The organism is Streptomyces sp. NL15-2K (assembly GCF_030551255.1).
Taxonomy (GTDB): domain Bacteria; phylum Actinomycetota; class Actinomycetes; order Streptomycetales; family Streptomycetaceae; genus Streptomyces.
On the sequence record NZ_CP130630.1, the window covers coordinates 969,726 to 983,136 of the forward strand.

The window sequence follows — 13,411 nt, forward strand, 5'->3', positions numbered from 1 at the left end:
GAGGCAGCTGATCAAGCAGCCGGCTGGACGCGCAGTGGCAGGGACGCCCACGAGCGCAGGGTGTTGTTGGGGTGGCGGTGCGGTGTGCCGGTGAGTTCCATTCGCTCGACGCGGCGGGCCAGGGCGGTCAGCAGCGCCTCGGCCTCCAGGCGGGCCACGTGCTGGCCGATGCACTGGTGCAGGCCCATGCCGAAGCCGACATGACCGGAGGGGTCGCGGGTGAGGTCGAAGCGGTCGGGGTCGTGCCAGCGGGCCGGGTCGCGGTTGGCCGCGCCGAGGAACATGAGGATCTTCGTGTCCGCGGGGATGACTGTGCCGGCGATGGCGACATCGGTGGTGGCGGTGCGGAAGAAGGTCTGCACCGGCGACTGCCAGCGGACCGCCTCCTCGAACGCGGCTCGCGCCAACTCCGGCCGCTCCCGCAGCCGTCGCCACTCCTCGGGGTGGGTGGCGAAGGCGTAGAGGCAGGCCGCCAGACCGTGCACGGTGGTGTCGACGCCGGCGGTGAGCAGGGAGCGCACCACCAACGGCGCCTGTTCGTGCGTCAGGTCGCCGCGGTCGGCAGCGTCCCAGATCTGCCTTCCGAAGCCGTCCTCGCTCAACGCCTCCCGCTCGCACTGGGCGTTCACCCATACCGACAGCTCCGCCACCCGGTGCGCGTCCGCCGCGACCAGGTCGTTGCGCGGGCCGAAGGCGTTGAAGGCCATGTTGCCGTACGGCAGGAGGTGCTCCCGGCCGTCCGGGCCGAGGCCCACCGCGTCCGGAAACGCCCGCAGCGGGAACGCCTCCGCCAGCGCCGCGAAGCCGTCGAACTCGGTTCCTCCGGCGAGGACTTGGTCGACCAGTTCCTCAGCCACGGTGTGCCATGTCTCGCGCAGGCGACGCAATGCGGGCGGAGCGAGGACCTCCCTCAGCACCCGGCGTGGGGCGTCGTGTCGGGGCGGGTCGGCCTCCAGCAGCAGGCTCGGCGTGCGCCACGGCTCCTCGTGGCGGAAGTTGGCGAGACCCACGCCCGAACCCGACTCGAAGTGCTGCCAGTCCACCAGGGCGGCGTGCACCTGTTCGTAGCGGGCGAGCGCGTGGACGTCGTAGCGCGACAGGTACACGACCGGACCGGCCTCGCGCAGGGCCTGGTGCAGCGGTTCGGGTTCCACGAGGACCTCGTGGGCGAACGGGTCGGCGTCACTGACGGGCGGCACGACGGCACGCTCCAGTGCCTCGGTCATCGGGGCTCCTTGGGGCAGGTGAAGATATCTCAGATGTCGAGGACGAGACGGTCGCCGCAGGAACGCGACACGCACAGGAACATGCAGTCGTTCGCCGCCCGTTCATGGTCGGCCAGCACCGAGTCCCGGTGGTCCGGCTGCCCTTCCAGCACCGTTGTCAGACACGTTCCGCAGGTGCCCTGCTCGCAGGAGGACAGCACGTCCGCACCGGCGCGGCGCACCGCCTCCAGAACCGAGATGTCCGGGGTGACGGTGACGGTGTGTCCGGTACGTCGCAACTCCACCTCGAACGGAGTGTTCCGCACCGGCGCGGTCTGCGCGCCGGCGGAGAACCGCTCGACCCGCAGGGCGTACGGCGGCCAGGAGACGCACGCGGCTTCGACGGCGGCGAGCAGCGGGGCGGGGCCGCAGCAGTACACCTTGGTGTCCGGTCGCGGTGTGCCCAGCCAGGCCGCCAGGTCCAGCAGCCCGAGCTCGTCCTGCGGGACGACATGCACCCGCTCGCCGTAGGCCGCCGTCAGCTCCTCGCGAAAGGCCATCGACGACCGTGTGCGCCCGCCGTACAGCAACTGCCAGTCCGCGCCAAGCAGTTCGGCCTGGTGCATCATGGGCAGCAGCGGGGTGATGCCGATGCCGCCCGCGATGAACAGGTACTTCTCCGACGGCACCAGGGGGAAGTGGTTGCGCGGGCCGCCGACCCCGACGCGGTCCCCCGGACGCAGCCGGTCGTGCACATGAGCGGATCCACCCCGTCCCGCAGGCTCCCGCAGCACGGCGACCCGGTAGGCGTACGCGTCCCATCGGTCGCCGCACAGTGAGTACTGCCGGACAGCCCCGCCCGGCAGAACCACATCGATGTGGGAGCCGGGCGTCCAGTCCGGCAAACGGGCACCGCCCGGGTGGGTGAGGGTGAGTGACACGACACCCTCGGCGATGTCCTCCTTGGCGGAGACCGTCAGTGTCGCCGCCTTCGTCGGCGTCGGGCGTTCCGCGCCCGCGCCGGACCCGGCGTCCGCAACCAGGCTGGTTCCGACCACGTTGTCGCCTCCCGTCGTTGGGTTGCATGCAGGATGCGCGGCGGCGAGGGACGGTCGCGACGGCATTCTCAATCAGTGAGAGACGAAATCAGTGAGAGACGAACTTCCGCCGGCTGTCATCCGCCCGTCGCACGACCGTCACGTGGGTCACCGGGCTCTCGACCGCGCCCCGGAACATCCGGGGCACCCAACGCACCCGGGGCACCCAACGCACGAGAGACACCGCGTGCCGCGGTCCGCACCACGGGCACGACGGACGAGGCCCCCGCCTCGTTGGGGACGATCACCGCCAGCGCGGCCACCACCTCACCGCGCGCGTCGCGCACCGGCGCCGCGACGCCCAGCGCGTCCGGGTGGACGTATCCCGGGCAGTACGCGTACCCCTGGCGACGGATCTCGGCCAGCACGGCTCGCAGCCGCGCGGCGGTGGCGGGAGTGTCCGGGGTGTAGCGGGGCAGGGGTCCTTCGAGCACCCGCTCCCGCAGGTCGGCGGGGCCGTGGGCGAGGAGGACCAGGCCGCTTGAGGAGGCGTGCAGGGGAAGGCGGCCCGCGATACGGGTGTAGTTGATCACGGCCTCCGGTGCGGTCAGCCGTTCCAGGAACAGCGCCTCGTCGCCGTCGAGCACGCCGAGCTGAACGTGGTGGCCGACGACGTCGTGGACGCCCTCCATGAACGGCATGGCCGCGTTGCGCAGCGACAGGGTGGGCGAGGCCCGGGTGGCCAGCTCCCACAGGCGCATGCCGATCCGCACCCGGCGGTCGTCGTCCCGGGTCAGGAACCCGTACGAGACCAGCTCGGCCACCAGGCGCGACGCGGTCGCCACGTGCAGCCCCGTACGCCGGGAGATCTCCGAGACGGTCAGGGCCGACTCCTCCGGCGTGAACGCCTCGAAGATCCGCACGGCCCTCGCCAGAACCGACTCGCCGTTCTGTGTCCTCACCTCGCCATCATCGGTTTCTCTCCGGACGCGTCAAGCCCTCGGTTCGTCCTGGTGGTGGTCCTGTGGGCCGGGGTGCTTGTAGTCGCGTCGTTGCGTCGCCCGTCCCAGTAGTCGAGGCGGGTCGTGGCTCGGTACCCGCGCCTACGTCCAGCTGGGCTGAGGTGCCGTCCGCGCGCTCGTCGCCCTTGGCGCACTCCTCGCGCCCGCCGTGTACCTGGCCGGTCGCCGCGGGCGGCGCAGCGGCCAGGAGGCCCGGCCCCAGTTGGCCGACGTCTCGTGGTGAGGCGCCTCCATCAGGCGCCGACGTCGGCAGCGGCCTCGGCGCCGGCACCGGCACCGGCACCGGCACCGGCACCGGCGCATTCGGTCTCGTCGGCCGCGGCACGAGTTTCGCCGGGGCCGGCAGCCATACGGCGGCTCGCTTCGCCGAGGCCGTCGGCGATCGCCCGCACCTGGTCCGGCGTCAGCACATCGATGAGCAGTTCCCTGACCAACTCCACATGACTTGGCGCCGCCCGCTCCAGCAGAGCCATGCCCTCGTCGGTGAGTACGGCGAAGACCGCACGATCGTCACTGGGACAGGAGCGCCGACGCACCAGCCCGGCCTTCTCCATCTGCCCGATCTGATAAGTCAGCCCGCTCTTGGAGTTGACCAGGGCGCCGGCCAGTTCAGCCATCCGCATCTCCCGGTCGGGGACTCCGCTGAGCCGGGCGAGGATCTCGTACTGCAGGCCGGACAGGCCGAAATCACGCTTGAGCCGCAGCTCCAGCCGCCGGTACAGCAGCGCGTGCGCGGTCGTGAAGGCCGTCCAGGCACGCTTCTCGTCGTCGTCAAGCCAACGCGTATGGCTCACGTCACACCCCTCCATGTTGTTCAAATTCAAACTTCATCCTATCGTAGGTGCTGCGTTCAAATTTGAACGACCTGACATACGGGAGAGGCCATGACCACCAGCACCGCCGCAGCCACCGTCCGCACCCAGGTCCGCGTTCCGCTGAGCTTCTCGGACGGCTACCAGGTGACCGCCGACGTGATCACGTTCAACGGCCTGGCCGACGGCGCCGAGCATGTCGCCCTGGTCCTTGGAGACCCGGCCGCGGCTGCCGCCCCGCTGGTGCGTCTGCACTCCGAATGCCTCACCGGTGACGTCTTCGGCTCCGCCCGCTGCGACTGCGGACCCCAGCTGCGCGAGGCCACCGAGCGCATCGCCGCCACCGGAGGCGTCCTGCTCTACCTCCGCCAGGAAGGCCGCGGCATCGGCCTCTACAACAAGCTCGACGCCTACGCCCTGCAGGACGCCGGCCTGGACACCTACGAGGCCAACCTGGCCCTCGGCCTGCCGGAGGACGCCCGCAACTACACCGCCGCAGCCCAGATGCTGACCGCCCTCGGCATCACCGATCTGAACCTGCTCACCAACAACCCTGACAAGGCCCACCAGTTGCGCGGTCTCGGCCTCTCGGTCACCCGGACCGTCCCCACCGGCGTGCACACCACGCCCAGCAACCTGCGCTACCTGCACGCCAAGGTCCAGCACACCCACCACACCATCGCCCTCGCACCGATGGCGAGCCTGGCCGTCTGACGCCCGGAACAGTCATCCACCAGGCCAGAAAGGCATCGACATGAAAGCCGTCGTCGTCACCGATTTCGGAGCCCAACCCGAGTTCGTCGACCTGCCCACACCCGAGCCCGGCGCCGGTGAAATCCTGGTGCGCGTCCACGCCGCCGGAGTGAACCCCTTCGACTGGAAGGTCACGGACGGCGCCCTCAAGGACTCCGTGGAGCACACCTTCCCCCTGGTCATGGGCTCGGACGGCGCGGGCGTCGTCGAAAGGACGGGACCGGGCGTCACCCGCTTCCGTCCCGGGGACCGTGTCTACGGACAGTTCATGCGGCTGCCCCACGGCCACGGCTCCTACGCCGAGTACACCGTCGCCGAGCAGGACGGCAACATCGCCCTCATACCTCAGGCTCTCCCCTTCACACTCGCCGCCGCCCTCCCCACCGCGAGCGTCACCGCCTACCAGGCCGTCCAGGCCGCGCGCGTCGAGAGCGGGCACACCCTTCTGATCAACGGCGCCAGTGGCGGCGTAGGCCAGTCGGCCATCCAGTTCGCCGCCCGGGCCGGAGCCCGTGTCCTGGCCACCGGAACCTCCGATCTCGCCGACCACCTTCGCGATCTCGGTGCTCACCACGTCATCGACTTCACCCAGGCCCCCACCCATGAGCAAGTGGCCGCCGCGTACCCCGAGGGCATCGACGCCGTCATCGACCTCGTCACCCCGACCGGCGGCGACATCAACCCCATGGCCGAGCTGCTTCGCGCCGGCTCCACCCTGGTCAGCACCAACTACGCCACTGATCCCGACGCCCTGGCCGCCCGCGACATCCTCGGCGTCAACCTCGGCAACCGTCCCACCGTCGAGACGCTGACGACACTCGCCGAACTCGCCGCCGCCGGAGAACTGCGCGTCCGTATCGACGCGGAAGTCCCGCTCGCCGACGCCCCGGCCATCGTTGCCAGGGCCCGCGCCGGCCATGCCACCGGAAAGACCGTCATCGTCCCCTGACCGCGTCCCGCCCCACACATCACGGAGCAGCCATGAACCGAACAGCACAGGCAGTACGTTTTGACCAGTACGGCGATCGTGACGTGCTGCGCGTCACCGATGTCCCGATGCCCGAGCCGGCGCCGGGGGAAGTCGTCGTCGAGGTGCGTGCCGCCGCCGTCAACCCTTTTGACACCACGCTCCGCTCCGGGGTGATCCGGCATCTGTTCCCGCTGGACTTCCCCTCCGGCCAGGGCAGCGACCTCGCCGGGGTCGTCACAGCCGTCGGTGCCGAGGTCGACGGACTCGCCGTCGGCGACGAGGTGCTCGGCTGGACGCCGGCGGCGGGTGCGCACGCGACGCACCTGGCTGTCCCGGCGGACCGGCTGGTGACCAAACCGCCTCGGATGAGCTGGGAGGTGGCGGGCTCCCTGCACATGGTCGGCGCCACGGCCTACGCCGCCGCCCGCGCCGTCACCGTCCAGCCCGGCGAGACCGTCGCGGTGTCCGCTGCCGCGGGCGGGGTCGGTTCGTTCCTCGTACAGATGCTCGCCGGCCGGGGAGTGCGCGTGCTCGGCATCGCCTCACCGGCCAACACCGAGTGGCTGGACAGGCACGGCGTCATCCCGGTGCCGTACGGAGACGGCCTTCGCGAACGGCTCGAACACGCGGCCGGGGCGGGTGGAGTCGACGTGTTCATCGACCTCTACGGGCCCGAGTACCTCGACCTGGCGGTCGATCTCGGCATCAAGCCGGAACGCATCCAGACGACAGTCGCCATGGAACGCGCCGCGGAGATCGGCGCCAGGACCGACGGCCGCCACAACGCGACCGCCCGCGAGATCCTGCTGGAGCTGGTCGATCTGGTCGCCTCGGGCGCCGTCGAGATACCGATCGCCGCCACGTACCCGCTCGACCGCGTCGCCGACGCCTTCGCGGAGCTGGAGCAGCGGCACACCCGCGGCAAGATCGTCCTGATCCCCTGAACCTCGACGCGCAGACGCGCAAGGAACTGAGGGTCGATCTCGGTTTCCTGCCCGTGGCGGTCGATGTCGCCACGGTGACCGGCGTGCGGCTCACGGAGTTCGCCCACCACAGCTGGGACGAGCGAGGTGTCCCTGGCGAGCGCCTCCCTCACCCTCGACGACCTGCGCCGGGTCTCCCCGGCTTCTGACAGGAAACGGGCGTTCCCGTCGCCCACTCGTTCTCTCAGGCGTGCGCGGACGCCTGCTCCCGCAGGACCGGGAAGACCACGTAGACGCGCGTGCCCTTGCCCGGCGTGCTGTCGAGTTCGACACGCGCGTGATGGACTTCGGCGATGGCGGCGACGATGGACAGGCCCAGCCCGCTGCCGCCGCTGGCCCGGCTGCGACTCTTGTCCGCACGGTAGAAGCGGTCGAAGACATGGGCGACGGCATCCGAGGGAACACCCGGCCCTTCGTCCTGGACCAGCAACGTCACCTCGTCACCGCTCGTGCTCAGTGCCACCACGCAGCGCGCGGTGGCGGGAGTGTGCATACGGACGTTGCCCAGCAGGTTGGCCAGCAGGCCGCGCAATTGTGCTTCGTCGCCCAGCACGGACGCGCCGGGCTCGATGTGTTTCTCCAGCGGGCGTCCGGGTTCGGCCGCGAGCGCGTCGCGGCAGGACTCGTCGACGATCCTGCTGAGATCGACGGGTTCCAGATCCGCTGTGTCCTCTTCGTACTCCTCGTCGAAGCGGGCGAGCATGAGCAGCGCCTCGACGAGCCGGGTCATGCGGTGGACCTCGGACAGGACGCGGGCCATGGCCTCGTCGACCGCCGCCATGTCCGGCAGGGCACCGCGCTGGTGGAGTTCGGCGTAGCCGCGCAGGGACTGCAAAGGGGTGCGCAGTTCGTGGGAGGCGTCGGCGACGAACTGACGCATCCGGGATTCCGAGCGCTCGCGGGCCGTGAGGGCGGCCTGGATCTGGTCGACCATGCGGTTCAGGGCCTCGGCGAGGCGGCCGACCTCGGTGGTGGGGTCGGTGACGGCCTCGGGCAGTCGGCGGGCCAGATCGCCGGCGGCGATCGAGTCGGCCATCGCCGCGGCCTGTTCGAGGGGCCGCAGCTCACGCCGCACCAGCGCCGTGGTCACCAGCGCCACCACGCAGAGCCCCACCAGCTCCGCGGTCACGATGGCGACGGGATCGGCCCCGCTCGCGAGCCAGGTGAGGGCGACGACGGCGATGGCCCCCGCGCACAGGGCGGTGACGATCACGCCGACCCGGGCGCGCAGCGGCCACCTCCGGAAGCGGCTCCTCAACTCGGCTCCCGGATGCTGTAGCCGACGCCGCGCTGGGTGTGGATGAGGCCGGGCCCCAGGGAGTCGACCTTCCGGCGCAGGTAGCTGATGTACGTGGCGACCACCGTGTCGTCGCCGTTGAAGTCGTACGACCAGACGTGCTCGAGGAGTTGGGCGCGGGGCAGGACCCGCCCGCTGTACAGCATCAGATAGCGCAGGAGGCGGAACTCGGTGGGTGACAGGTCGATCGGTGTGCCGGAGCGGCGTACGGAGTAGGTGCGTGTGTCCAGTTCCAGGTCGGCCACGCGCAGCACCGGATCAGTGGTCCGGGGACGCCGAGTGCGGCGCAGTACGGCGCTGATGCGGGCGGCCACCTCGTCGAACCCGAAGGGCTTGGTGATGTAGTCGTCCCCGCCCTCGGTCAGTCCCCTGACCAGGTCCTTGCGGGTGTCGCGGGCGGTGAGGAAGACGACGGCGTGCGGGAGTCCGTCGGCGCGCAAGCGTCGCATGACCTCGAAGCCGTCGCCGTCCGGCAGCATCACGTCCAGCAGGACCAGGTCGGGCAGGAAGTCGCGGGCCGAGGCGAGGGCCTCATGCGCGGTGGACGCCGTGCGCACGTCGTACCCGATGAACCGCAGGAACCGGCTGACCGTGTCCAGGATCGCCGGTTCGTCGTCGACCACCAGCAGTCGGCCATGTGCGCCATCGGCGGTGCCGGGGGGCGTTGAGGGCTCGTCAGCCATCCGGTCGTTCCTGTCCCTTCCTGGTTCTTGCTTCGATCATGTCCGACGTGACCGGGCCGTCTCCATGGGAGTTCCGTGTGAACATCGGCGGTCCAGGGGCTTTTCACCGTGACTGGATCCGGGGCGCTCCTAGCGTGAGGGGACTTCCCCACTTTTCCTGTTCTTCGGGAGTCTGTGCGTGTCCACTCTCTTGTACCGCCTCGGTCGTTTCTGCTACCGGCGCAAAGGGACCGTCTTCGGTGCCTGGTTCATCGTGCTTCTCACCACTGTGACGGCAGCGGTGGGGCTGATGAAACCCTTCGAGTCCTCCACCACCATCCCCGGCACCGAAGCCCAGCGCGCCCTCGACGTGGTGGAGAGCAGGTTCCCGACCGACGACCATCTCGCCGGGAAGTTGGTGTTCCGGGCGCCGGACGGGGCGACGGTCTCCGAGGGAGCTCCCCGGGACGCCGTGGCGAAGGCGGTCGCGGAGGCCGAAGCGGTACCCGGCGTGAGGTCGGCGACTGCTCCGTCGGCCCGCGCCGGCACGGTCTCGGCGGACGGGGACACGGGCATCGCCCAGCTCACCTTCACCGTGGAGAAGAACGAGAAGATCACCGAGGCCACGAAGCACCGCATGGAGTCGATCGCGGAGCAGGCCCGGCGCACGGGACTGACCGTGGAGCTCGGCGGTGACGCCTTCCCCGGCGCCGAGGTCAAGGTGCTGGGTCCGGGCGAGGCGGTCGGCGTGCTGATCGCCCTGGGTGTCCTGGTCTTCGTCTTCCGTTCGCTGCGGACGTCGATCGTGCCGATCGCCACCGCGCTCGTCGGTGTGGCCGTCGGTGTGCTCGGCCTGATGGCCATGACCAGCGTCGTCACCATGGACAGCACGTCGATCATCCTCGCGGTGATGCTGGGCATGGCCGTCGGCATCGACTACGCGCTGTTCATCGTCTCCCGCCACCAGACCCAGGTACGGGACGGGATGGACCCGGAGGAGTCCGCGGGGCTCGCGACCGGTACGGCGGGCGGCGCGGTGGTCTTCGCCGGCGCCACCGTGGTGATCGCACTGGCCGCGCTGGCCGTGGTCAACATCCCGTTCCTCACGGTCATGGGCCTGGGTGCCGCGGCCACGGTGGCGGTCTCCGTGCTGATCGCCGTCACGCTGCTTCCGGCTGTACTCGGCCTGCTGGGCGGGAAGATCGCCGACAGCTCGATACCGGTGCTGCGTCGCTCCGCCGAGCGTGCTCATCAGCGCTTCTCCGGCCGGGAGGGACGGACCACCGCGGGCCGGCGCTGGGCTGCGATGACGGCGCGGCGACGCTGGAGCGTCCTGACCGTGTCCGTCCTGGGGTTGGGCATCATGGCCGTTCCGGTGGCCGACCTGCAGCTCGGGCTCGGCGGCGGCAAGGACCCGGACACCTCGGCGGCCCGGGCCCAGAAGATGATCGACGACGGCTTCGGCCCCGGCTACAGCGGCACCCTGGTCGTCCTGCTCCAGGGCGCCAAGAACGACGTCGTGCCCGCCGCCGACGAACTCGCCGCCACCGTCAAGGACCTGCCCGGCGTGGCGTCCGTGGCCCCGCCGGTCACCGCCGCATCCGGCGACGCGGCTCTGGTCAGCGTCACCCCCACCAGCGGTCCCGAGACCGAGCGGACCAAGCAGGTTCTGGCGGAGATACGTGACGCCCGGGGGGAAGTCGAGCAGCGCACCCGCACGGAGATCGATGTCACCGGCACCACCGCCGTCAACATCGACGTGGCCGACAAGCTCTCCGCCGCACTGCCCGTGTACTGCCTGCTGGTGATGGGCCTGGCACTGCTCCTGCTGATCGTGGTGTTCCGCGCGATCGCCGTGCCGATCAAGGCGGCGCTCGGCTTCCTGCTCTCCGTCGGAGCGTCCCTCGGCGCCATGGTGGCGGTCTTCCAGTGGGGCTGGCTGTCCGGTCTGCTCGGCATCAAGGACACCGGTCCCGTCCTCAGTTTCCTGCCGATGCTCCTCGTGGGCATCCTGTTCGGCCTGGCGATGGACTACGAGGTCTTCCTCGTCTCCCGGATGCGCGAGGAGTACGCCCTCGGCGCGTCGCCGAACGACGCGATGATCCGGGGCTTCGGGCACGGCGCGCAGGTCGTCACCGCCGCCGCCCTCATCATGATCGCGGTCTTCGGCTCCTTCGTCTTCGCCGACATGCAGGTCATCAAGGGCATGGGCTTCGCGCTCGGCATCGGCGTCCTCCTGGACGCGTTCGTCGTCCGTATGGCGCTGGTACCGGCCGTCATGGCGATCCTCGGCGAGCGGGCCTGGTGGCTGCCGCGCTTCCTCCGCAGGGCACTGCCCAACGTGGACATCGAAGGCGAGCGGCTCACCCGCCACCTCGTCGCCGAACAGCTCCCGCCCCCGGCCAGGGCGGAAGACGCGCTCGCTGGGCGGACAAACTCTTCATGACCAGCTGCATGTCGTCGCCACTCTGCCGGATGGTCCAGTTGAGACCCTCGCCCCAGGTCTTGCCGACGGGTTCGGCGCGCAGCAGCAGGGACAGCCCGCCGGCGGCGTCGGAACCGCCACGGAAGACGACGCTGGCGGTGAGGTCCTTCCAGTCGTGGTCCTGCGCCTCGCGGCCGCCGATCCACCGCGCACCCACCACCAGGCAGATCCCGACCAGTCCTTCTCACCCCCTTCAGCAGGCCCGTCTCCCACATCGCCGGCTCGCTCCAGGCGCCGGGGGTGGCTGTGCAGGCCCGGTCAGGGTGCGAGCGCTCCGTTGAGGGCGTCGGTGAGGAGTGCGCGTAGCGCCTCCTCGGTGACCGGTCGTGGATTGGCGTAGGGATGGGCCTGTGCCTGGACGGCGATCTCGTCGAAGTCGCCTTCGGTGAGGCCGAGTTCGGCGAGTGAGCGGGGAGCACCCAGGTCAGCGCTCGCCCGCGCAAGGTGCTTGGGTACGTCGTCGGTGGCCAGGGCGCGGCGGAGGGCCTGCTCGGCGGCCGGTGCCGTGGGGAGGTTGAAGGCGGCGACATACGGGAGCACGACCGTGTGTACGGCGGCGTGGGGCAGGTCGAAGGTGCCGCCCAGGATGTGGCACAGCTTGTGGTGCAGCGACATGGTCGTGGCCCCCAGGCACGCCCCGCACAGCCACGCCCCACGCAGCGCGTCCGTCCGGGCCTCGATGTCTCGAGGGCCGGTGGCGACGGCAGGCAGGGCGGTGGCCAGCGAGCGCACCCCTTCCTCGGCCATCAGGGACACGATCGGTGAGGCGTCGGGCGCGTACAGGGCCTCCACGGCATGGGCGATGGCGTTGAAGCCGCTGGTCACCGACACGTCCACGGGGAGGCCGACGGTGAGTTCGGGGTCGTAGACCACGCTGCGAGGCAGGACGGCCCGGTCGCGGCCGGTGCGCTTGCGGCCGTCCTGGGTGAGCCCCCACACGGTGATCATCTCCGAGCCGGCGTAGGTGGTCGGCACGCTGATCACGGGCAGGCCGGAGCTCAGGGCGATCGCCTTGCCCAGGCCGATGGTGGAGCCGCCGCCGATGGCCAGGCAGCCGTCCGCGCCGACACCGCGCGCGGCCGTGCGGGCCGCTTCGGCCACGTCGACCGGCACGTGCATCCGCGCTTCGGTGAACAACCCGACGCACGTGTCGCCGAGCAAGGCGGCCGCGTGCTCGGCGAGGACGCGCTGACCGGGGGTGGAGAGCACCAGCAGCCGCCGCAGGCCCAACCGCTCGGCTTCCTGGGGCAGTTGGCGCAGGCTTCCGGCGCCGAAGACCACCCGCATCGGCAAGGCATCGTAGGTGAAGGTCATCGTGCCGACTCGGCTTCCGGTGCCAGCACGATGTCGAACCGGGCGTGTGTGAAGGGCACGGTCACGCCGAAGCGCCCGGCCTCCTGCTCCTCGTACGACTCGGTGAAGTCGGTGATCAGGCCCCGCTTGACCGCGAAGACCGCGTCGGAGTCGACGTACGGGCTGCCCGCGACGAACGTGTGTGTGGTGACCGGCCGGTGGTGCTCGGCGCTCGCGATGAAGTGGATGTGGGCGGGCCGGTAGGGGTGCCGGGCGGTGGCTTCGAGGAGGCGGCCGACGGGGCCGTCGGTGGGGATCGGGTAGTGGGAGGGGACGACGGTGCGGAACCAGAAGCGGCCCTCGTCGTCCGTACGGAACAGCCCACGGCCGTTGCCCGGCGGCTGAATGTCGGGCTGCTGCACGTCGTAGAAACCGTCCTCGGTGCACTGCCATACGTCGAGTTCGGCACCCGGCAGAGGGGTGCCGTCGGCCGCGAGCACCTGGCCGGAGACCACGCAGGGGCGGCCGGTGCCGAGCAGGTCGATGGAGTCGCCTGGCTCGCGGCGCGGGGACTCGGTCATGTGGAAGGGGCCGAGGACGGTGCTCTCGGTTCCCTCCTCGGACCCGTTCAGGGTTTCGACGAGCATGGAGACGCCCAGGACGTCGGAGAGCAGGACGAACTCCTGGCGGGTGTCGTCGCATGTCTGGCCGACGGCGGTGAGGAAGCCGATCGCGGACTCCCATTCCTCCATGGTGGGTTCGATGTCCCGGACGAAGTCGTGGAGGTGGTGGGTCAGGCTCTCCATGACCCGCCGCAGCCGCTGGTCCTTGGTCTGTCGAAAGCTTTCCACGACCGCGTCGGTGGCGGTCTCGACGGTGAAGTCCATTGCTG

Annotated in this window: 12 protein-coding genes; 4 read left to right on the forward strand and 8 right to left on the reverse strand. The window is 70.5% G+C overall.

Features of this window, described 5'->3' with window-relative positions:
* Positions 1-11: 11 nt before the first annotated feature.
* The 4 genes from Q4V64_RS03985 to Q4V64_RS04000 form a co-directional block, all read right to left on the reverse strand.
* The gene (locus tag Q4V64_RS03985) at positions 12-1,226 is read right to left on the reverse strand and encodes a cytochrome P450 (protein ID WP_124437198.1); all 1,215 of its coding nucleotides are present in this window, start codon (positions 1,224-1,226) and stop codon (positions 12-14) included.
* Between the two features lie 29 nt (positions 1,227-1,255).
* The gene (locus tag Q4V64_RS03990; RefSeq protein ID WP_124437199.1) at positions 1,256-2,263 is read right to left on the reverse strand and encodes a PDR/VanB family oxidoreductase; all 1,008 of its coding nucleotides are present in this window, start codon (positions 2,261-2,263) and stop codon (positions 1,256-1,258) included.
* Between the two features lie 116 nt (positions 2,264-2,379).
* Entirely contained in the window at positions 2,380-3,204 is an 825-nt protein-coding gene (locus Q4V64_RS03995; protein ID WP_124437200.1) for an IclR family transcriptional regulator, read from the reverse strand.
* 293 nt (positions 3,205-3,497) lie between these two features.
* On the reverse strand, positions 3,498-4,058 hold the full coding sequence (locus Q4V64_RS04000; RefSeq protein WP_124437201.1) for a MarR family transcriptional regulator: 561 nt from the start codon (positions 4,056-4,058) through the stop codon (positions 3,498-3,500).
* Positions 4,059-4,148: 90 nt separating this feature from the next.
* Here Q4V64_RS04000 and ribA point away from each other — a divergent pair, with 90 nt between their 5' ends.
* The 3 genes from ribA to Q4V64_RS04015 are packed head-to-tail and all read left to right on the forward strand — an operon-like array spanning position 4,149 to position 6,743.
* On the forward strand, positions 4,149-4,790 hold the full coding sequence (ribA, locus tag Q4V64_RS04005; protein WP_124437202.1) for a GTP cyclohydrolase II: 642 nt from the start codon (positions 4,149-4,151) through the stop codon (positions 4,788-4,790).
* A gap of 40 nt (positions 4,791-4,830) precedes the next feature.
* Positions 4,831-5,778 carry an NADP-dependent oxidoreductase gene (locus tag Q4V64_RS04010; protein WP_124437203.1) on the forward strand — a complete coding sequence of 316 codons (948 nt, stop codon included), beginning with the start codon at positions 4,831-4,833 and terminating at the stop codon, positions 5,776-5,778.
* Positions 5,779-5,810: 32 nt separating this feature from the next.
* On the forward strand, positions 5,811-6,743 hold the full coding sequence (locus Q4V64_RS04015; protein ID WP_124437204.1) for an NADP-dependent oxidoreductase: 933 nt from the start codon (positions 5,811-5,813) through the stop codon (positions 6,741-6,743).
* 223 nt (positions 6,744-6,966) lie between these two features.
* Here Q4V64_RS04015 and Q4V64_RS04020 read toward each other — a convergent pair whose 3' ends face one another.
* Positions 6,967-8,040, reverse strand: coding sequence for a HAMP domain-containing sensor histidine kinase (locus Q4V64_RS04020; protein WP_253266675.1), 1,074 nt, complete (start codon positions 8,038-8,040; stop codon positions 6,967-6,969).
* On the reverse strand, positions 8,037-8,762 hold the full coding sequence (locus tag Q4V64_RS04025) for a response regulator transcription factor (protein ID WP_124437205.1): 726 nt from the start codon (positions 8,760-8,762) through the stop codon (positions 8,037-8,039). Before Q4V64_RS04025 ends, Q4V64_RS04020 begins: the two co-directional genes overlap by 4 nt.
* A gap of 178 nt (positions 8,763-8,940) precedes the next feature.
* On the opposite strand from Q4V64_RS04025, the gene Q4V64_RS04030 reads away from it, so the two are divergent.
* Entirely contained in the window at positions 8,941-11,187 is a 2,247-nt protein-coding gene (locus tag Q4V64_RS04030) for an MMPL family transporter (RefSeq protein ID WP_124437206.1), read from the forward strand.
* A gap of 297 nt (positions 11,188-11,484) precedes the next feature.
* Here the strand turns inward: Q4V64_RS04030 and Q4V64_RS04035 are convergent, their stop codons facing one another.
* Positions 11,485-12,540 (reverse strand): maleylacetate reductase, encoded by a 1,056-nt coding sequence (locus Q4V64_RS04035; RefSeq protein ID WP_124437207.1) that lies wholly within the window; start codon positions 12,538-12,540, stop codon positions 11,485-11,487.
* On the reverse strand, positions 12,537-13,406 hold the full coding sequence (locus Q4V64_RS04040) for a dioxygenase (protein ID WP_124437208.1): 870 nt from the start codon (positions 13,404-13,406) through the stop codon (positions 12,537-12,539). Before Q4V64_RS04040 ends, Q4V64_RS04035 begins: the two co-directional genes overlap by 4 nt.
* Positions 13,407-13,411: the final 5 nt, after the last annotated feature.

Bases quoted from the DNA above. Each gene is read 5' to 3' on its own strand.
- Q4V64_RS04035 (WP_124437207.1), bottom strand. From the start codon at position 12,540: ATGACCTTCACCTACGATGCCTTGCCGATGCGGGTGGTCTTCGGCGCC.
- Q4V64_RS04015 (WP_124437204.1), top strand. From the start codon at position 5,811: ATGAACCGAACAGCACAGGCAGTACGTTTTGACCAGTACGGCGATCGT.
- Q4V64_RS03985 (WP_124437198.1), bottom strand. From the start codon at position 1,226: ATGACCGAGGCACTGGAGCGTGCCGTCGTGCCGCCCGTCAGTGACGCC.
- Q4V64_RS04025 (WP_124437205.1), bottom strand. From the start codon at position 8,762: ATGGCTGACGAGCCCTCAACGCCCCCCGGCACCGCCGATGGCGCACAT.
- ribA (WP_124437202.1), top strand. From the start codon at position 4,149: ATGACCACCAGCACCGCCGCAGCCACCGTCCGCACCCAGGTCCGCGTT.
- Q4V64_RS04010 (WP_124437203.1), top strand. From the start codon at position 4,831: ATGAAAGCCGTCGTCGTCACCGATTTCGGAGCCCAACCCGAGTTCGTC.
- Q4V64_RS04040 (WP_124437208.1), bottom strand. From the start codon at position 13,406: ATGGACTTCACCGTCGAGACCGCCACCGACGCGGTCGTGGAAAGCTTT.